At 33.7% G+C, this 18,814-nt stretch carries 19 protein-coding genes; 4 read left to right on the top strand and 15 right to left on the bottom strand.

Features of this window, described 5'->3' with window-relative positions; all coding sequences use genetic code 11:
- Window positions 1-12 precede the first annotated feature (12 nt).
- The 4 genes from JI747_RS06615 to JI747_RS06600 are packed head-to-tail and all read right to left on the bottom strand — an operon-like array spanning window position 13 to window position 3,723.
- Complete coding sequence (locus JI747_RS06615; RefSeq protein ID WP_225687134.1) at window positions 13-1,164, bottom strand: glycosyltransferase; 1,152 nt, start codon at window positions 1,162-1,164, stop codon at window positions 13-15.
- On the bottom strand, window positions 1,165-1,725 hold the full coding sequence (locus JI747_RS06610) for an acyltransferase (RefSeq protein ID WP_225687133.1): 561 nt from the start codon (window positions 1,723-1,725) through the stop codon (window positions 1,165-1,167).
- 2 nt (window positions 1,726-1,727) lie between these two features.
- Window positions 1,728-2,882, bottom strand: coding sequence for a glycosyltransferase (locus JI747_RS20520; RefSeq protein WP_225687132.1), 1,155 nt, complete (start codon window positions 2,880-2,882; stop codon window positions 1,728-1,730).
- Window position 2,883: 1 nt separating this feature from the next.
- Window positions 2,884-3,723 carry a glycosyltransferase family 2 protein gene (locus JI747_RS06600; protein ID WP_225687131.1) on the bottom strand — a complete coding sequence of 280 codons (840 nt, stop codon included), beginning with the start codon at window positions 3,721-3,723 and terminating at the stop codon, window positions 2,884-2,886.
- A gap of 104 nt (window positions 3,724-3,827) precedes the next feature.
- On the opposite strand from JI747_RS06600, the gene JI747_RS06595 reads away from it, so the two are divergent.
- Genes JI747_RS06595 through JI747_RS06580 form a run of 4 tightly spaced genes read left to right on the top strand, consistent with a single transcriptional unit; the run spans window position 3,828 to window position 8,016 of the window.
- Window positions 3,828-4,598, top strand: coding sequence for a class I SAM-dependent methyltransferase (locus tag JI747_RS06595; protein ID WP_225687129.1), 771 nt, complete (start codon window positions 3,828-3,830; stop codon window positions 4,596-4,598).
- A 10-nt stretch (window positions 4,599-4,608) separates the two neighbouring features.
- The gene (locus JI747_RS06590; protein ID WP_225687127.1) at window positions 4,609-5,634 is read left to right on the top strand and encodes an acyltransferase family protein; all 1,026 of its coding nucleotides are present in this window, start codon (window positions 4,609-4,611) and stop codon (window positions 5,632-5,634) included.
- Between the two features lie 38 nt (window positions 5,635-5,672).
- Complete coding sequence (locus JI747_RS06585) at window positions 5,673-7,103, top strand: MBOAT family O-acyltransferase (protein ID WP_225687126.1); 1,431 nt, start codon at window positions 5,673-5,675, stop codon at window positions 7,101-7,103.
- Window position 7,104: 1 nt separating this feature from the next.
- Window positions 7,105-8,016, top strand: a complete 912-nt coding sequence (locus tag JI747_RS06580) for a hypothetical protein (RefSeq protein ID WP_225687125.1) — start codon at window positions 7,105-7,107, stop codon at window positions 8,014-8,016.
- On the opposite strand, the gene JI747_RS06575 is transcribed toward JI747_RS06580, so the two are convergent.
- The 11 genes from JI747_RS06575 to JI747_RS06525 all read right to left on the bottom strand — a co-directional run bounded on the left by JI747_RS06575 (window position 8,010) and on the right by JI747_RS06525 (window position 18,813).
- Window positions 8,010-8,957, bottom strand: a complete 948-nt coding sequence (locus tag JI747_RS06575) for a glycosyltransferase family 2 protein (RefSeq protein ID WP_225687124.1) — start codon at window positions 8,955-8,957, stop codon at window positions 8,010-8,012. The two genes, JI747_RS06580 and JI747_RS06575, sit on opposite strands and share 7 nt — an antisense overlap.
- Window positions 8,958-9,012: 55 nt before the next feature.
- Window positions 9,013-9,963 carry a glycosyltransferase family 2 protein gene (locus JI747_RS06570; RefSeq protein ID WP_225687123.1) on the bottom strand — a complete coding sequence of 317 codons (951 nt, stop codon included), beginning with the start codon at window positions 9,961-9,963 and terminating at the stop codon, window positions 9,013-9,015.
- Complete coding sequence (asnB, locus tag JI747_RS06565) at window positions 9,964-11,760, bottom strand: asparagine synthase (glutamine-hydrolyzing) (RefSeq protein WP_225687122.1); 1,797 nt, start codon at window positions 11,758-11,760, stop codon at window positions 9,964-9,966.
- A gap of 19 nt (window positions 11,761-11,779) precedes the next feature.
- Window positions 11,780-12,547 carry a class I SAM-dependent methyltransferase gene (locus tag JI747_RS06560; RefSeq protein WP_225687121.1) on the bottom strand — a complete coding sequence of 256 codons (768 nt, stop codon included), beginning with the start codon at window positions 12,545-12,547 and terminating at the stop codon, window positions 11,780-11,782.
- A gap of 44 nt (window positions 12,548-12,591) precedes the next feature.
- Window positions 12,592-13,512: a glycosyltransferase family 2 protein gene (locus tag JI747_RS06555; RefSeq protein ID WP_225687120.1), complete on the bottom strand. Its 921-nt coding sequence runs from the start codon at window positions 13,510-13,512 to the stop codon at window positions 12,592-12,594.
- A 3-nt stretch (window positions 13,513-13,515) separates the two neighbouring features.
- Window positions 13,516-14,184 carry an NAD-dependent epimerase/dehydratase family protein gene (locus JI747_RS06550; protein WP_225687119.1) on the bottom strand — a complete coding sequence of 223 codons (669 nt, stop codon included), beginning with the start codon at window positions 14,182-14,184 and terminating at the stop codon, window positions 13,516-13,518.
- 17 nt (window positions 14,185-14,201) lie between these two features.
- The gene (locus JI747_RS06545) at window positions 14,202-15,134 is read right to left on the bottom strand and encodes a glycosyltransferase family 2 protein (RefSeq protein ID WP_225687118.1); all 933 of its coding nucleotides are present in this window, start codon (window positions 15,132-15,134) and stop codon (window positions 14,202-14,204) included.
- A gap of 9 nt (window positions 15,135-15,143) precedes the next feature.
- Window positions 15,144-16,094 (bottom strand): glycosyltransferase, encoded by a 951-nt coding sequence (locus JI747_RS06540; protein WP_225687115.1) that lies wholly within the window; start codon window positions 16,092-16,094, stop codon window positions 15,144-15,146.
- The gene (locus tag JI747_RS06535; RefSeq protein ID WP_225687114.1) at window positions 16,095-16,913 is read right to left on the bottom strand and encodes a glycosyltransferase family 2 protein; all 819 of its coding nucleotides are present in this window, start codon (window positions 16,911-16,913) and stop codon (window positions 16,095-16,097) included.
- A 47-nt stretch (window positions 16,914-16,960) separates the two neighbouring features.
- On the bottom strand, window positions 16,961-17,863 hold the full coding sequence (locus JI747_RS06530) for a glycosyltransferase family 2 protein (protein WP_225687113.1): 903 nt from the start codon (window positions 17,861-17,863) through the stop codon (window positions 16,961-16,963).
- Between the two features lie 95 nt (window positions 17,864-17,958).
- On the bottom strand, window positions 17,959-18,813 hold the full coding sequence (locus tag JI747_RS06525; RefSeq protein ID WP_225687112.1) for a glycosyltransferase: 855 nt from the start codon (window positions 18,811-18,813) through the stop codon (window positions 17,959-17,961).
- Between the last annotated feature and the right edge of the window lies 1 nt (window position 18,814).

Genomic DNA, 18,814 nt, shown 5'->3' with positions numbered 1-18,814 from the left:
AGGAAAAATGATTTATAACCTGTCGATAATGTTCATGATAGAATCTACAGAGTTCTGTAAGCTGAATGGCATTGTATACTCTTTTAAATTTTCTGAATATCTATTAAAATATTCAGGATTTTCCAGTGATTTTTTCATTCCGGAATAAATGCCTTCTTCAGAATTTTCAACAATAAGTCCGATTGCGCCGTCATTCAGCATTTCTTTTACACCGGAAACCTCTGTGGCAATAATATTCTTTTTCAGAGTGATCGCTTCAAAAAGAACCGTCGGAAAGCCTTCATATCTCGAGCTTAAAATATAAAAATCAGCATGTTTAAAATAAGGATACGGGTTATCTGTAAATCCGAGCATGGTCGCAGTATTGTCAACACCTAATTCCGATTTTAATTTTTTGATATTTTCAAAATCATAGCCGTTTCCTACGATGTGAATTGTATGTTTGAATCCTTCATCAAGCAACCTTTTATGTACTTTCAACAATCTGTCAAAGCCTTTTTGCGGAAATACTGTTCCTACCGAAATAAACGTTGGAAGGCTTGAATCAAAGCTATAATTGAGCGCCGGTTTCTCGGCTTTATTTAAAATTTCATCTGTATCTAAAGGGTTGTAGATTTTCTCAATTTTTTGTTCTTCCGTTTTGTTTTGAGCCAGACCGAGAAAGGTTTCTTTAATCTTTTCTGAAATGACCATGATCTTATCAAAGCCAAAAAACTTTCTAATTTCATCAGTGGTGTAGCCTTTTACCTCTGTGAGATCATTATGAATCCAGACTATTTTTTTAGAGCTTTTTAAAGGTGAATTTAAAATCTCGTCACGCATTCCGTGAATAGCCGCAAATTCGACATCATATTTTTTACCCTTCAATATTCCCTGATAGAGTAGTTGAGGGAAAGCTTTCAAAAGGTTCTGATAAACGACTCTGTAGATTTTCTGAGGTATATCCTGAATTCGGTTGGTGGTGATCATTTCACCTTTGTTCAGATATAAGATATTAATCCAGTCTGGAACTTCGCTAAGGTATTTCCCGGAATATAAATTAAGCAAAAGATCTATTTCATATTTGTCTTCCGGAAGATTTTTAAGAAAAGTGACCAATACTTTTTCAGCTCCGCCATGTCGCAGAGAGCCTATCCGGATAAGGATCTTTTTCTTTTCTGTCATTTATTTCAGAGGTTTATAGGTATGAGGGAGATGTTCTTTGATGTAGGCATCTAATTGTGAACGTACAAGTTCAAGCTCTCTTGGGTACATCACGTTGTTTGCTAATAATTTATCACCATATTCTTCAATGGTACAAATAAACTTTGCAGGAATACCGGCAAAAATACTTCCTTTAGGCATTGAAGAGGTTAAAATTGATCCTGCTCCCAAAATACAGTTATCCTGAATTTCTACACCCGGCATGATGATGGTATCTGCTCCAATAAAGCATTGTTTGCCAATTTTTACTCTTCCGAAAGTTCTTACATCTTTATATTTTTCAAAAAAATGAAGGGTATTTTGTCCGCCATCATGGTTTACAAATCTTACATTATTGGAAATTGTCGTTCTATCACCAATTTCTATAAGAAAAGGTTCGGTTCCAAATTCGGGAACTTCTACAAAACGTACGTTTTTTCCTACTTTCAGTCCTTTGGCAATGCAGACTTTCAGATAGACGTTTTTTATCATCCGATGATAAGAAGTGTGAATTTTAAGAATCAGACGGTAAATAAAAATCATTTTTATTTTTTTACTAAGTTAGTAATGATATTTTCAACGGCATCAAAAATTTTCTGATTGTCAAACTGTTTTTCGATATCTTTCAGATTTTCTTTAATGGTGGAAACATATTCGGGTTCTGTAAGGAATTTTTTCATGGCTCCATACATTTCCTCGGTTTCGTAATTGATGAGGTGTCCGGTTTTTCCATGAGCAATCATTTCAGGGATTCCACCTACATTGGTTGAAATAATAGGTCTTTGAAGGATCAGTGAATCTGCGATAATCAATGGCCAGCTTTCTGATTCGGAAGGAAGAATGAAAAAATCGGCATTTTTCACATACGGATATGGATTAAGCATTGAACCTAATAATTGAAAACTTTCGGTAACGCCTAATTCCTGTGCCTGTTTCTTCAGGTTTTCTTTTTCTTCGCCGTCTCCAATAATGATGATATGATGATCAAATCCTTCTTTCAATAGTCTTGCATGGGCTTCCATAAGTTTGTGGAAGCCTTTTCTGCTGTGCAATCTTGCAACGGAAGCGAAGACCGGTTTTTGCGGGAACTCGGGCTGAAAAGCTTTTGCTTTTTCTTTCAGCTCTTCAATTGGAATCGCATTTAAGATCACTTGGTTTTGCGGAAGCTTAAGATCAGGATAGGTTTCTACAAAAATATCTCGGGTTTGCTGAGAACCGAAAATAAAATAATCAAACTGCGGAATTTGTTTTAAAATATCAGGAACCAAAGGCTGAAGTTTTGGCAGCGTAATATCGGAATGAAACCACCCTATTTTTTTGGAATCTTTATTGACAGAATTTAATACCGATGAAAATGCAGCATACGTTGGAGCGATTTCCACATCAAATTTTTCGTTCAGAAGCTGATCTGCTATTTTCGGATTATTCTGGGCTTTTTGAAGGCTGTATTTCCTTTTCGCAAGCTGAATTTTCTGGAGGAAAGAATTTTTTGAAAGATCTTCTTTTCCTTTTTCGAGATATACTTTTCTTACGTGCTTGGGAAATTCATTACGAAGTTCCCCCTGATTGATATTCAGGCATACCGTCATCTCCAGCTTTTCACGGTCGAGATGGTTCAGCATACTTAATATCACCTTTTCAACACCTCCCATTTCCATAGAACGGTGCCTGAAAAGAACTTTTATTTTATTATTTTTCATCTTAGTTCAATAATTGTTGAACGAATATTTTGAGTTTTTTCTTTAAACGGTAAAAAATGGAATTCTGATATTCCAGAAGATCATAAATATCTTTCGGATTGCTATATTCGGCTGGAATTTCTTTTCCGTTGATGGTTTGTAAATTCCTCCTTTTCATTGCATTGAAAATTACTTTAGAAAAATATTCGCGGGATTTGGGTCTGTTGTCATTTTGAGAAATTCCTCCGGAGTGATTTCTGTAGAGGTAATTGGGCTCATTAATATATTTTACTTTGCCTTTTTCATACATTTTTAGGTAAAGATCCTGGTCTTCGGCAATTCTCATGCTTGTATTGATCTTTTCGGTCTGCTCATACACTTCTTTTCTGAAGCATACAAAATGTACAATATGAACAGGACAATTAAAGAAATAAGGATCATTATTGATCACCTGCATTCCAGACTTAAATGTTTCAATAGGTTTCAGGTTTTCATCACATTTTATAAAACTGGAATAGGTGAGAACCGTATTTTTATCTTTTTTAAAGACATTTATACTTGATTCCAACGCATTGGGTGTAATGGCGTCATCCGGATCTACAAAACCGCAGATTTCTCCAGTAGCGAACTCTATCAGTTTACTTTTGGTAATTCCGACTCCGCTGTTTTCAGCATTTTTAAATACTTTAAAACGTTGGTCATTGCCAATGATCTGATGAATGATTTCGAGAGAATTATCTGTAGAAGCATCATCCAAAATTACAGCCTCCCAATCTTGATATGTTTGGGATATTATGGAATCATAACAGTTTTTAAAAAATCTTCCGTTATTATAATTTGCAATGAGAATAGAGAACTTCATTCAGAGACTAATGTTTGTGAAAAGATTATTTCAAAAATATAATTATTCTTTAAAATAGGCAATTGAATGAAAATCTTTATTTTTGTTCTATTAAAATAAACACAGTGAGTGAAATAACAAGAGTTTTAAAAACATTTATCGGGTATTTAAAAAGACCAGATCTCTATCCAGAATTGGGACGGAAAATCCTGAAAAATACGATCAACAGGAACAACGCTTTCAAAGGAAAGGAAAAAACAAATTCTTGGGCAGCTTCTAAAGCGATCTCTCAGGAGGCGGTTATTTCCAAACTTTTTAGGGCGAATTCTGAAGGATTTCAGAATAAGTTTCAGGAGGTTTTGAAGTCTGCAAAAGAAAGAGAAAAAGAATGTCCTATTAAAATGGGTGGAGCAGGAGCATTGGAACTGATCTATTATGCCTGTGAGTTTTCAAACGCTCAGAACGTTGTAGAAACAGGAGTTGCTTATGGCTGGTCTTCACTGGCTGCTTTATTATCATTAAAAGAAAGAAACGGAACGCTTTACAGTTCTGATATGCCTTATCTTGGTCAGAATGGAGATCAGTATGTAGGATATGTCGTTCCGGAAGATCTAAAACCCAACTGGAAACTTTTCCGTTTTGCAGATAAAGAATCTTTACCAAAAATATTCACCGAAACTTCTAGTTTTGATGTGGTTCATTATGATTCAGATAAAAGCTATGATGGAAGAGTTTGGGCGTATCAGGAGCTTTATCGCAATTTGAGAAAAGGCGGAGTATTCATCAGTGATGATATTGGTGATAATTCTGCCTATCAGGATTTCTGTGAGAAAAATGGTATTGATACAACTGTGGTGGAATTTGAAGGAAAATATGTGGGCGTTTTTATAAAATAAGATCAGGTTTTTGAAAATTACTCAGATTACTTTTACGCGATTTGTTGCTGCATTGGCAATTGTGATCTCGCATTTCAATAAAGATGTATTTCTCTATAAAATTCCGTATCTCTCTGAAGTTTTTCTGAGAGCCAATGTTGGGGTAAGTTATTTTTTTATCCTTTCAGGTTTCATTATGATTGTTGCATATCATAAAAAAGAAAAAATTGGTTACGGAGATTATTACCGGAATAGATTTGCCAGGATTTATCCTTTGTATGTAGTTGGTTTGCTGCTTCTTTGGTTTACCCGGGAAGAAAAATTTATGTTTACGGATATTCTTCTGTACCTTTTTGGGTTGCAGAGCTGGATTCCCGGTAAAGCAATGGTGTTAAATTTTCCGGGCTGGTCGATCTCCGTTGAGTTTTTATTCTATTTGCTGTTTCCTTTTCTTTACAATTATCTGTATTCGAAAAAGAATAAAAGTATCTGGGTGATCACTATTCTGATCTGGATCGTTACGCAGGTTTTTTCGAATCTGTATATAAATTCGGGCTTTTACAAAGGACCTCATACGGAAAGTCACGATTTTATTACTTATTTCCCGTTATTTCATATTAACGAGTTTTTGATAGGTAATCTTGCCGGATTGTTCTTTATTAAAAATCATCGGCAAAAAGATTTTGATTTTTCAATAAGCCTTGTTTTTATAGCGATTTTATTGTGTTTAATATTCGTTCCGTTATTTTTCCATAATGGATTAATGGGTGTTTTGTTTATCCCGCTTATTATTTTGATTTCTCGTAACAATGGTCTTTTAACGAAAATATTTGCTTTAAAACCGTTGGAATATTTAGGCGAGATCAGTTATGCGATTTACATTACCCATATTCCTGTTCTGTATATTTTGAGACAGCTGGTCTGGAAAAAATACATTTTTGATATTAATATCATGTTTGGAATTTATATGGTTTTTCTGCTTCTTTGTTCCGCTTTATTTTATCAGATTATCGAAAGCCCGGCAAGAGAATTTTTGAGAAAAATCAAATTAAAATGATTACTTTTAAAAAGATTAGTTTTTTAGAAACATAATATATGCTGTTTAATTCATTCAGTTTTTTGATCTTCTTACCGATTGTATTTATACTCTATTGGTTCGTTTTTCATAAAAAATTTCAGTATCAGAATATGTTGCTTCTTTTTGCAAGCTTCTATTTTTATGCGTGTTGGGACTGGAGATTTATGTTTCTTCTGCTTTTTTCCATATTGTTAGATTATGTTTCAGGGATTAAAATTGAAAATAGTTCCGGTAAGCATGAAGCAAAAATCTGGCTGACCATCAGTATCGCCATCAATCTCGGATTTTTAGGATTCTTTAAATATTATAATTTCTTTATCGAAAGCTTTGCTGACCTGCTGAATGGTTTCGGGATGAAAACAAATATATGGCTTCTGAACATCGTTCTTCCGGTCGGAATTTCATTTTATACATTTCATGGTCTTTCGTATGTCATTGATGTATATAAAAAGAGAATCTCCTCCGAGAAGAATTTTGTAGATTATGCAGTATTTGTAAGCTATTTCCCATTGCTGGTTGCAGGACCGATTGAAAGAGCAACCCATCTTTTGCCACAGATTCAGAGGAAAAGAACTTTTAATTATGAGCAGGCAACAGATGGATTGCGGCAGATTCTCTGGGGCTTTTTTAAAAAGATGGTGATTGCAGATAACTGTGCTCCTCTGGTGAATGAGATTTTTAATAATTATCATTCAGAAAGTTCTGTTACTCTTGTTTTAGGTGTGATCTTATTTGCTTTTCAGATCTACGGAGATTTTTCAGGATATTCTGATATTGCTTTGGGAGTTTCCAGACTATTTGGAATAGAACTGCTTAAAAACTTTGCTTTTCCGTATTTCTCGAGAGATATTGCCGAATTTTGGAGAAGGTGGCATATTTCTCTTTCATCATGGTTCAGAGATTACCTTTATATTCCATTAGGAGGCAGTAAAGGGGGATTGTGGATGAAGATCAGGAATACATTTGCTATTTTCCTCGTTTCAGGATTTTGGCATGGTGCGAACTGGACCTTTATTGTTTGGGGAGGTTTGAATGCGATCTATTTTCTTCCTCTTCTGTTGGCAAAAACCAATCGGCAGAATCTTGAAGTGATTGCTAAAGGCAGACTGCTTCCCAGTTTAAAAGAGTTTTTCCAGGTGATTATTACATTTGCCATTACCTGTTTTGCATGGATATTTTTTAGAGCAGATTCGGTTTCCGACGCTTTGATGTATATAAAAAATATGTGTACCGGAAAGCTGCATTTGTCCAATCCTTTTCCGACTAAGGTTTTTGCGTTAATTGGAATCATGCTTTTGATTGAATGGATTAACAGAAGCCAATTTCATGGGTTAGAAATTAAAAGATTTAATCCGTGGCTGAGAAGAGCTTTATATGTGTGTTTTATTTATATAATTATCCGATATGCGAATTTCGGGAATAATGAATTTATTTATTTCCAGTTTTAAAATGAAAAGATTCTTATTAAAAATATCGCTCTATCTTTTAGGAATTATCCTTCTCTTCTGTGTATTAGGAACATTTGCTGATGGAAATACGGATGATAATTACAGGCATTTTGCCGTTCCAAAGCCTCAAAATATTATTTTAGGAGACTCAAGAGGTTCACAGGCTGTAATTCCCGATGTTTTGCAGGCTAAATTATCGGGAGCATTTGATAATTTTTCGCTGAATGTTGTAGAATCGCCGTATGGAAAAATCTATTTGGAAGCATTGAAAAGAAAGCTGGATCCGGAAACGAAAAATGGTGTTTTTATTTTAACCGTAGATCCGTGGAATTTATCTCTCAATAAAAATGTAAAAAGTGAAAAAGAATATCCGGAAGAACATTCTCCGCTAAAAAATATGCACTTTTATAACTGGTCTCCCAATTATGAATATCTCCTGAAAAATTACTCAAGAAGCTGGTTTAAAATCTATCTGGAAAGAGAAGAAACAGGAAAATCGAATACCTATCTTCATAAAAACGGATGGCTTGAAGTAAATGTTGATATGAACAAAGATTCGGTTGCGGTAAGAGAAAAAAATAAAATTGAATTTTATAATAAATTAGCAGCAGAAAATAATTTATCAGCAGAAAGAATATTGGCTTTCAAACAAATGATAAACTATCTTAAACCGAAAGGAAAAGTATTTATTGTAAGAATTCCTGCTTCAAAATCAATCACTGAAATTGAGAATAAAAAGTATCCGGATTTTAGTAAATTAATGAACGAAATTGCCAATAAGAACAGTATTAAATTCTTTGATTTTTCTACTTCCTATGACAAATATTTATACACAGACGGGAACCATATGTATAAAGAATCGGGAAAGATTTTTTCTTCACAGATTGCAGATTCTATCCGCGCAAATCAATAATTAAAAAGCTCTTTACGGAAATTAATATTGTAAAGTCCTGATCGGATACTTTTATAATCCGTGATCAGATATTTAAAGATCATTCCCCATTTTTTTAGAAAAGGAGAATTGGCTATTTCCCAGCTTCTGTACATTCTTTTGATATGTATTTTGATGTCTTGAGGAATTGCAGGCTCGTTTTCTGCCCATTTGTTTACTTCTTTCCAAAGCATCACTCTCGTTATGGAAGGCTTTACTTTCTTGGAGTCTACCTGGGTAATTCGGTTACTTTCATGAACTCCTCTCATTGCAATTGCCTGATCCAGAATTCCGGGATAAAAATTGAGATAGTATGAACTTCTGAATAAAAATTCTGTATCCTGATGCAATCTGAGATGGGTTTTAAAAATGGGCTGCACTTTTTCCAGTAAAGGTTTTCTTCTCAAAGTAAGTGCGTCAATACTGAAAAGCCCGAAACTTCCTTTCATATTCAGCATACCCGGAAGTACATCTATAGGATCATATTTTTTATAAACAGTGGTAAGACGGTCACCAAACAATGGATAATACTGCTCTTTTGCTTTTTCAGAATAATAATGTACTCCTAAAGCTCCGTAAACAGCATCTACTTTCTGATCTTCAAATAATTTTTTCTCAGCATCAAATCGGTTGGGAAGATAATAATCATCAGCATCAAGAAAAGCAATAAAATCTCCTGTTGCTTTTTCGATAGCCAGGTTTCGGCTTGCTCCGGCTCCGTGATTCCCTTTATCCGGATGTTGAAATAATTTTACGCGGTCATATTTTTTTTCAAGGTTTTGGCAGACTTCCAATGCGTTGTCGGGAGATTGGTCTTCCACCAAAATAACTTCAGAAACTTCATCAAATTGTAATGCAGATTCTACGGCTTGTGCAACATATTTTTCGGCGTTGTAAACAGGGATGATGATGGAAATTTTCATTACAATAATTAATTTTACTTGATGTGTTTTTATTGGTAAATATAAAATTCTGTATTTATATGGTGGGTTTCATTAATGCATGGAAACGGTATCTTGTTTTCAAAAGCTCAGGATATTTCAGGCAATTGATGCAATAGGAAATATATTTTTTTAACCCCGTTTCATTAGCAATTTTAAAGCTGAGATAATTCAACTGTATTCTCTTTGAATAGAGTGAATTAAGCTTTTCGGCAATGCTCCATTCATATAACGATTGGTGAAGAAGCAAATTATTCTGGTAAAACTTTTTTGAATAAGGCTTTATTTTGGTAATCCTGTTATCATCATGCACTCCGCGTATTGCGATGGCCTGATCAATAATTCCGGATTTTAAATAACATGAATGAGCCAGTTTTATAATAAAATCCGAATCCTGATGTACACGAAGTTTTTCGTTGAACTTCAAATTGTATTTTTGAAGAACAGACCTTCTTATCGTTAATGTATTCAGATGAAAAAAAGTACCGAAAGGTTTAGTCGTTAAACCCAGAAGTCCTTTAAATACTTCTTCTCCTTCGGCGTTGTAATTAACAGTAGTAAGTGTTGTATTCTTAAATTTATTCTGAAATTCCTCTTTTCCTTTTTCACTTAAATATTCAACGCCGATTGCTCCGAAAACACCTTCAATATTAGGATTGTTGAACATCATTTTTTCAGCCTCAAAACGGTTCGGAAGATAGTAATCATCAGAATCTAAAAAAGCAATAAACTCACTTTGTGCTTTTTCAAGACCTAAATTTCTGGTTGCTCCTGCTCCGTGATTTCCTTTGTCAGGATGCTGATGCAATTTTATACGGGAATCTTCGGTGATAAGTTTTTCACAGATAGAAAGAGAATGATCTGTAGAAGCATCTTCTATCAGAAGAATTTCCTGTACTTCTTCAAATTGAAGAGCAGAATGTACAGACTTTTCTAAAAATTGTGCTGCATTGTAAACGGGCATAATAACAGAGATACTAAGAGCCATTTACAAAAATTTAGAATGTTGAGATGCCCATAAAGCCAGCTGAAGAAGGTTCCAGTGCTTTTGGCCTTTATCCTGAAACTTTTGTGCTGCTTTAAAATCAATGTAATTAAAAACCTTTTGGTTCTTATCTTTTAATAATTCATCGGAGAATTTGAGTAGACTTTCTTCTTCAAACCAGTTTTCAATTCCAAGCCCAAAACCTTGTTTGTTCCTGTTTCTAATGGTTTCTGTCCAGTAAGAACTCATTGATTCTCTTAAAATGATTTTATCGTTCTCCGAATTTATTTTAAGCTGATCCGGAAGCTGAATACAGAATTCGGCGAAATCAATATCTAAAAACGGAGTTCGTACTTCTAAAGAATTAGCCATTGCCATGCGGTCTGATTTTACCAGCATATTTCCGGGGACAAATTTCTCAAGATCGGTTCGCATAATGTCATTCAGAGAATTTTTATCTGCTTCAAAACTGTAAGGTTGCTGATAATTTTGAGTAATTCCTAAAGAGGCTCTTTCACTGTTGTCAAAGAAATTCCTTACCTCATTCTGATGAAAATCCAGAATAGAACCGTATTGAATGTTTTTTTGTGAAATGTAGGAAATCTGCTTTACGTTTTTATATAATTTTTGCCCAAATTGTGCGAGAATATTTTGATAGCTGAAATGTTTTTTCATTTCATGTTCTACCTTATAGAAGCTATAGCCACCAAATAATTCATCACCTACATCTCCGGAAAGAACAACTTTCAGGTTTTTTCTTGCACTTTTACAGATCTCAAAATGCGGAACACAGGAACGGTCTGCAAAAGGCTCATCCAGAAAAGGAGCTACTTTCAGAATTCCTGAAACGAGATCTTCTTTCTTCTCGTGAATTTCAATATGTCTGGTATTGTATTTTTCTGCAATTTCTTTTGCGTATTTAAGCTCACTGTCTTCATGATCATATCCAAAGCTGATGGTAGTTTGATGAGGTAAAAACTCATTGACCATGGCAACAACAGATGAAGAATCCAGACCTCCGCTCAGAAAGCTTCCGACTTCAACGTCGGCAATAAGCTGTTTCTCGATCGCTGATCTTAATAGGTAGGTAAATTCTTCTTTAGCTTCTGAAAGACTCAAAACACGGTCTTTTTTCGGAAGGCTGTAATATCTTGAAATCTCAATTTTTCCTTCTTTCCAGATTAACTGATGAGCAGGAGGAAGAGCATAGATATTACTGTAAATACTTTGATAGGTACTTACATAGCCATATTGAAGATAATGGGAGAGTGCTTCCTGACTTATTTGAGGATCAATGAGTCCGCTTGCAAGAATAGCTTTGATTTCGGAAGCAAAGATAAATTCACCATTTTTACCATAGGCATAATAAAATGGTTTTTCACCAAAACGGTCTCTGGCACAGAAAAGCTGTTGCTTCTCATTGTCCCAAATGGCAAAAGCAAACATTCCGGGAAGATCATGAATAAGCTGTTCTTTTTTTCTCTGATACATAGCGAGAATTACTTCCGTATCAGATCCACCTTGGTAAGGATATTCACAGTATTGTTTTTTGATAGCCTGATAACCGTAAATTTCACCATTTAAAACAATGCATTCGTTTTTTGAATTGGAAAACATGGGTTGTTTCCCATTTTCTGAAAGATCAATGATGGAGAGTCTTCTATGGCCCAATATTGTATTTTCGAAATATTCATGATGGGCAGAATCTGGACCACGATGCGCAATTGCATCCGTCATTTTCTGAATGATTTCAGAGTAATTTTCAGCATTTTTGGTAACGATTCCGGCTATTCCACACATATTTTATTTTTTTTCTTCATTAAACGGATAGGGGAGGTTTTTCACAGTAGAATAAATCTTCTAAAGGATTTACCCCCATTCTTGTATAAGTTTCAGAAATATTGATTCTGTGAACAATAAATCCTGCGCTTTCTAAACGCTGTACATAATCCTGACCATAAATTCTTACATGGTCGAACTGACCGAAAAGCTCTTCTCTCTTTTTAGGATCAGAAATAGTGAAATCTTCTACAGTCTCCCTTGTATTTTTTGAAATAGGAACCTGTAAAATGGCTTTTCCTCCGGGTTTTAAAACGCGTTGTAGCTCCTTCATTGCTTTAATATCTTCAGGAATATGTTCTAAAACGTGGTTACAGATGATCAAATCAAAATGATTGTCTTCAAACGGCAGATCAAGTACGTTCATGTTTTGTACATGAGCAGGGTAAGTATAGCCCGGTGTAAACAGATCGCCACAGATATATTCATTGAAATCCTGTTTCAGAAGAACATTGGATAATTTAGGTTCCGGAGCAATATGTAAGATGCTGCTGTTTTTATTCTTTGGAAGTTTGAGTTCTTCAATGATAAAAGCATACAATAATCTTTCACGATCTCTGGAATGACATTGATAGCATCCTGCTGCTCTTCTTCCACCTCCAACGACTTCTTTTTCTCTTAGAACCGGAAGATCATGACCTACAACCTCTAAATCTCTGGATGTGTAGCCACAGAAGGGGCAATAATAATTGTCTCCCGAATGGTTCTGAAGCTTTATTTTATTTTTAATTCTTGTGATCAGTGACATTTTTATTTTTTTATATGCAGATATATTTTGACAATATATCAAATTTATACATTTATAAAAGTTAAGCCAATTTGTTGTACTTGAGTCCTAATTTCAGAAAGTTTTTTTTCTTCTTTTGAAATTTTTCTGTATTTCTCGAGTAAAGTTTTGTATTCGGATGTATTTCCTGTCAGAAGGTTTTTTAGAATGCTTTTTCGTAAAGATTTTTTTTCAAAAATGATAGCATCCGGAAGATTAGGATTAATCATTTTGGTTTCAATACTAAGGTCTTCATATTTTTTAGGATCTACTTTTTTCAGGTTTTGCTTTCCATCGTGCACGACTTTGCTGTCGGGGACAAGAAGGATTTTCTTTTGATGAAAATGAACTCTGTTTACGTACTCAATATCTTCGCCGTAATGAAAAAAATAAGGATTGAATCCTCCTACGGTTTCAATGGTATTTCTGGGAATCATCCAATGAGCGGCGTTGATAAAGTTCATTTCATAAAATGGCTTTAGCTTTTGAAAATACAGATCAGAAATTAATCGGGTTTTTTCAAAATTGTGAGCGATATATTTATCTAAGAAAATATCAAGAAGTTGTTCGCTGCCATCCAAATGCATGGGGCTTAAGATTCCTATTTCCTTTTGATTAGCATGCTTTTGATAAATATTTACTAATTTTTCCAAACTGTCCGGATAGATCCATGCATCCTGATTCATCAGATAAACAAAATCGGCTCCGTTCTTATAGGCTTTTTCTATTCCAATATTATTGGCCTTTCCAAATCCCAAATTGTGTTCTGATTGAATGAAGTCTACTTCTGGAAAATGATTCTGAATGAAGTTTTGCGTGCCGTCTGTTGAACCATTATCTATTACAATGCATGTAACGGGAACAGAAGATGATTTTAGACTGCTAAAACATTTTTCGGCCCATTTCATGGCGTTGTAGGTGACGATAATAACGAAGACTTTCGGCATAGTTTATAAATATTTTTTAACCAACTCTTTCAGATAATCGTTAGGTTCTTTTTCTTTAAAATAATCTGTTGCTTCTTCACAGAATTCTACGGTGTAAAAATCACCATCGTTAATTTCTTTATGAGAAGATTTTTTTCCAATTTCTGTTTCTAAGGCAGAAACAATTTCTTTCGGTTTATAATAATATGGATAAGAAAAATTCAGAACTTTATTCTGCTTATAATTTTTTATTTCTGCAATAAAAGAACTAAGATCTTCTATTCCTAAAATCAGTCGTCTGGCTTCTGTATGGATTTCAAAACTGTCGTTTTGAAGAATTTTATTTTTAAAGAAATTGAACAGGGTATTAGGATTTCCTCCTTTTCCTATCAGGTTTCCTATTCGTATGATTAAATAATTATTGGAATAGTTAGTAATATATTCCTCCATCGCTTTTTTATGATGTACATATCGGCTTTCTTTTTTCGACTGATCCAGAATACTTAAAGTTGAAAAATAGAAAAAGCGTAAGTGTGGATACGACGTTAAAGCATTTTGAAGTAAAGTGAATTCTCTCTGAAATTCAGAATCTTCTGTTTCAAGTGAATTTGAGACACCTGAAGCAAAAAAAAGTACTTCATCGGAGTCTATATGTTGTAAAGATTTTGCTATGAGACCATTTCCTATAATCATTTGTGTTGTGTGTTTTGTTATATAAAGCTTTTATTCTGTTCCTTACTGCTGTACTTTTGTTTCACTGTATGAAGTCCCCATTTTATGACAAGATACAGCTTTAGAGGATGGAAAGAAAATTTTGACAGGGTATTATTGATTAAATATCCTCTTGCAGCACTTTTAAATTGCTCTCTGGTAATACTTTTAGAATACGTCATCAATGTATAATAAAAATATTTTTTCAGTGAAGACGGAGCATAATTTTTACCATATTTTAAAATAAATGGAATAATGGCAAAATCCTTTTTCATGGTTTCGTACGTCACATTCTTCGATAAACTGGCTGCAAACTGACGATATGAGCTTAAAGTGTCAGGTAAGATTTTAACTTTCCCATAACAACCTGCTAATAAATATAAGCAGCGATCTGCCGAAAGAATATCTGTCGGGAAATCCGGTTTCAGAATATTTTTTCTGAAAAATAGAGTAGACGTCTGCATGATTTTAATATCTGTAAGGTCTTCATGAGACAGCTCCCGATTGATATGCTGAGAAAATAAATGATCTGGCTGATCCGTATCTTCATAAATCACTAATGAATCTCCTCCAATAGCTGAAAAATCAGAATTTTGCTCTAAGAAATCAAATTGTTTCTGCAGTTTTTTAGGATCAATAAAATAATCATCTCCATCTAAAACTGCTACATATTTGCCTTTTGCAAGATTAAAAGAGTGCACCGTGTTTTTTACATATCCTAAATTGGGTGTATTGTTGTAATAATGGATACAATTGCCTTTTGGATGGGTTTCTTTAAGATCAAGAATTACTTTTTCCGTATTGTCAGGCGAATTATCATTACAGACTACAATTTCAAAACTTCCGTTGAAGTCCTGATTCAGGACACTCAACAGGCATTCTGAAATATACTTTTCGTGATTATATGTAGTGATACAAATACTTACATCCATAATGATTTGCTAATATCGGAAAATATCGGTGAATTTAAGATCTAAATACTGATGTTTAACGCATTGTAAAATGTATTTTTTCCTATTGAGGAAATTTAATTTCTTTAAATAAAGATTTCTTTGTTTTAAAAACTTGGAGTATAAATCCGTTTTTTGAATATCTTCCTGCGGAAAAAGTTTTTTTGCCGTTTGTAGAGACGAAAGATACGGCCAGACAATTTCGTTAAAGTCTTTTTTTTCAGGACTTATTTCGTTTATTTTTGAGGAAGTTTTCAATTCTCCCTCACGCAAACCACAAACCTGATCTTCGTGCTGGCGGTAGAATGAAAGTGTTTTAGGAATAAATCCTATTTTATTTTTAAAACTCAGTTTTTGGGCTATTTCGTAATCGTGAGCTACTGTGAAGTTTTTTAGATCATATTTTTTCAATGCTGATTTTCTGATTGCAAGCGCACATCCTAAAATAAAGCTTCCCTGCATCTGAACTTTAATAAAAAGCTCATCATTTTTTACGGAATCAATGATATCCTTATATTGAATATGTTTCCAGTTAAGATAAGAATGTTCTAAAATAGTTTCATCATCATTCACCAAAACCAAATCGTTAAAAACAGCATCTTTATCGGCGTTGTTTTTAAAGAAATTGAGTGTTTCTTCAAGTTTTTCAGCTTTCCAGATGTCATCCTGATCACTGGTCACAATAATGTCCTGTGAACAAAGATAGATAGACTTTTCAAAGTTTTTGAAGTATCCGAGATTGGTTTCGTTTATATGAATTTTAAAAATCCCGGGATATTGCTCTTTGTAGTATTGCAATATTTTCATAGTCGCATCTTTTGAACCATCATCACATATAACAATTTCTGTAGGTTGTACAGTTTGCTGTATGATTGACTCCAACTGTTCGGCAAGATATTTTTCGCCGTTATATGTACATATGGCTACTGAAATATTCATCATTTATTTTCCGAAAATTTTTAAAATACGATTCATCACAATATTTCTTTTGCTGTTTACCAGATTTTTGAGATGCTGGTTTTCTCTTTTTAGTTTTTGATTTTCGTGATAGTATTCTTTAAGAGAATTCAGGTTTCTGTAAAATACTTTAGGGTGTTTACGATAAATATAATCCCGCAGAGAAGCATCGTTTTTTTGCATGGCATCTACATTTCTTGATGCAGGCTTAATTCTGTAAAAGAAGCCAACTTCAGTAAGGTGCTTTACCCGCAGAGGATTTTTATATGCAGAAAGATGAATCCAGAATTCCCAGTCTTCATAGCCTCCTTTCATTTCAGGATCATACCCTCCAGTTTTTTTCCAGTCACTCTTTTTAAAGAAAGCTGTACAAAATATCTGATTTTCCATAAGAAAAGCCTGATAATCGAATGGTTCAGAAGCAAAAATGGTGTTTTTCTCACCAAAGTATTGTCCGGTAGAATAAATGATATCAATATTATTATGGAATTCTTTTGAGGCGAGTTCTAAATATCTTGAACCTATTTTATCATCTCCATCCAATGGTAAAATCCATTCTCCTGTAGATTTTTCAATGCCTGAATTTCTGGCGGCAGAAACTCCTTCGTTTTCTTTTTTTAAATATTGAAACCGTACATCTTTTGTCAACCATTTTTTTACAATCTCGTCTGTATGATCCAAAGAGCCATCATTTACAATAATACATTCCCAATCGGTATAGGTTTGATCCCATACAGACTGCAGACATTCATCCAAATACTGAGCTTGGTTGTAGCAAGGAATTATGATTGAAATGATTGACATATTGTGTTTTGTGGTATCAAAGATAATAAATATAAAGGTTAGTAGAGTTATCTGGCTTTTTTATTAATGTAATAGACTTTACGAGCCGTTTTTAAGAATTGTTTTATTTTAAGTTTTTTTAAATAATAGAATATGACTTTTGGATTAACGCGAGTATTTTCGTAATGGCTAGTGTTAAGATAAGTCTCAATTACTTTCTGGATGAAATCATCAGGAAGTTTATTACTAAACTCACAGATAATTTTTTCTTGCAATTGATGAATAGCTGATTTTTTTAATTTTTCATATTGGCCAGAACCGGAAATACTTTCCGTAGAGATTCTTACGCTCACTAAATGCTTTGCGATATATTGAATATAGCCATTTTTAGAAAAGTCTAAAAGAGACAGGTCATCAGTTCCCCAAGCTAACGGAAGCTTTACAAATTTGTTGGTTTTTACAAATTGTGTTTTGTAAATATTTTCCGAAAGGCTGCTCCGGATTTCATTGTTGTATTTTTTTATGAAAATTTCGGATGCTTTTGTTTTATCAAAATTATAAATGTGGGATTCCAGTAGTTTGTTGTTTTCATCAATCCATTGTTGCCCGCATTTTATGAGGGTAATATTGTTCTGTTCTACTACAGGTAAAATTTTATAAAATTCCTTTACAAAATTTGGTGCAATACAATCATCATCTCCGAGAATCTGTACCCATTCTTCTTGTACATTTTCCAGAATCCTTTCCCACTGTAAGGCAAGATTTTTACCGCCGATATTATCTTTATATTCGAAGTAATGATAGTCTGGCTTTTTTAAATATTTCTCAATAAGCGGAAGAGGATCATCAGGACTTGCATCGTTCCCAATATATAACGTGAAGTTTGTATGGGTTTGATTCACTACAGATTTTAAGGTTTCTTCAAAGAAATCTATTTTGTAATAAGGAATGATGATAGCGAGCCGGTTCATTAAAATATTTAAAGTACAGAGTAAGATTCTATAAGGTATTGTTTCTACATTTAATATTACAAAAAAATATTAAGATAATAGGCTGATTGCGCGTTTTATGCTTTGTAAAAAGCTTTAGGATATCGAATTATAATTTTAAAAAATTTCAATATTTCTGAATATTTTTTTTTGGAAAGATTAAACGGAAGAAAGCGTAGGACCAGAAATATATTTTTAATGTTAGCCGGATAATAAGTATAGAATTGATATAAAAATTTCATATACAAATTGCCTTCTAATTGAATGTCTTTGTCGGAATTGTAATTGTTTCCCACAAATTTCCGAACAAGAATATTGTTGTTGAACCAAATTTTGTCCGGATTACCTATCGAAAAATGCTCAAGCAAAATATCAGGAACAAAATAATTAGTATACTTTTTACTAATTCTTAAGCTGAAATCGGAATCATAACCATGAAAACCCTTAAGGGAAGTATTGAATTTAAATTCTTCAAATACTTTTTTGGTTACAGCTAAAAATACTCCATCAACAGCAAAAATTAAGGATTTTTTAGTATGATTTATCTGTTCATGAATGGTTTTACCGACTGCATCTCTTTGAATAATATTTAAATAATTATACTTGTTATCGGGCAAATGCCAGCCTGAAGGTGTTTTTGGAACATAAGATGAGCCAGCTACTCCGATAACGCCAGCTTCTTTTTCCGATAAATGATTGGTCAGGATTAGTCCCCAGTTTTCAGTATGAAACTTTACATCTTCATGAAGGAAAAGAAAATTGCTGAAATTTGCTTTTCCTGCTCCCAGGTTATATGCTTCACATATCCCCATAATTCCAGGATTGTTAATAGGAATGATTTCATAATCTATACTACCGATTGTTTCTGCAATATTTTGAGAAAGTTGCTGAAATAAATCGGATTTATAGGTTGAAATAATAATTGAAAGCATT

This window comes from Chryseobacterium tagetis (assembly GCF_016735585.2).
In the GTDB taxonomy this organism is placed as follows: domain Bacteria; phylum Bacteroidota; class Bacteroidia; order Flavobacteriales; family Weeksellaceae; genus Chryseobacterium; species Chryseobacterium tagetis.
Note: the sequence above shows the minus strand (reverse complement) of the source record. Positions and strands in the feature narration are given on the sequence as shown.

Excerpts from the sequence above, each read along its gene's own strand:
- JI747_RS06535 (WP_225687114.1), bottom strand. The coding sequence starts at position 16,913 with ATGTCAATCATTTCAATCATAATTCCTTGCTACAACCAAGCTCAGTAT.
- JI747_RS06545 (WP_225687118.1), bottom strand. The coding sequence starts at position 15,134 with ATGGATGTAAGTATTTGTATCACTACATATAATCACGAAAAGTATATT.
- JI747_RS06570 (WP_225687123.1), bottom strand. The coding sequence starts at position 9,963 with ATGGCTCTTAGTATCTCTGTTATTATGCCCGTTTACAATGCAGCACAA.
- JI747_RS06585 (WP_225687126.1), top strand. The coding sequence starts at position 5,673 with ATGCTGTTTAATTCATTCAGTTTTTTGATCTTCTTACCGATTGTATTT.
- JI747_RS06560 (WP_225687121.1), bottom strand. The coding sequence starts at position 12,547 with ATGTCACTGATCACAAGAATTAAAAATAAAATAAAGCTTCAGAACCAT.
- JI747_RS06615 (WP_225687134.1), bottom strand. The coding sequence starts at position 1,164 with ATGACAGAAAAGAAAAAGATCCTTATCCGGATAGGCTCTCTGCGACAT.
- asnB (WP_225687122.1), bottom strand. The coding sequence starts at position 11,760 with ATGTGTGGAATAGCCGGAATCGTTACCAAAAATGCTGAAAATTACTCT.
- JI747_RS06580 (WP_225687125.1), top strand. The coding sequence starts at position 7,105 with ATGAAAAGATTCTTATTAAAAATATCGCTCTATCTTTTAGGAATTATC.
- JI747_RS06530 (WP_225687113.1), bottom strand. The coding sequence starts at position 17,863 with ATGAACCGGCTCGCTATCATCATTCCTTATTACAAAATAGATTTCTTT.
- JI747_RS06555 (WP_225687120.1), bottom strand. The coding sequence starts at position 13,512 with ATGCCGAAAGTCTTCGTTATTATCGTCACCTACAACGCCATGAAATGG.
- JI747_RS06525 (WP_225687112.1), bottom strand. The coding sequence starts at position 18,813 with ATGCTTTCAATTATTATTTCAACCTATAAATCCGATTTATTTCAGCAA.
- JI747_RS06575 (WP_225687124.1), bottom strand. The coding sequence starts at position 8,957 with ATGAAAATTTCCATCATCATCCCTGTTTACAACGCCGAAAAATATGTT.
- JI747_RS06600 (WP_225687131.1), bottom strand. The coding sequence starts at position 3,723 with ATGAAGTTCTCTATTCTCATTGCAAATTATAATAACGGAAGATTTTTT.
- JI747_RS06610 (WP_225687133.1), bottom strand. The coding sequence starts at position 1,725 with ATGATTTTTATTTACCGTCTGATTCTTAAAATTCACACTTCTTATCAT.
- JI747_RS06550 (WP_225687119.1), bottom strand. The coding sequence starts at position 14,184 with ATGATTATAGGAAATGGTCTCATAGCAAAATCTTTACAACATATAGAC.
- JI747_RS20520 (WP_225687132.1), bottom strand. The coding sequence starts at position 2,882 with ATGAAAAATAATAAAATAAAAGTTCTTTTCAGGCACCGTTCTATGGAA.
- JI747_RS06540 (WP_225687115.1), bottom strand. The coding sequence starts at position 16,094 with ATGATGAATATTTCAGTAGCCATATGTACATATAACGGCGAAAAATAT.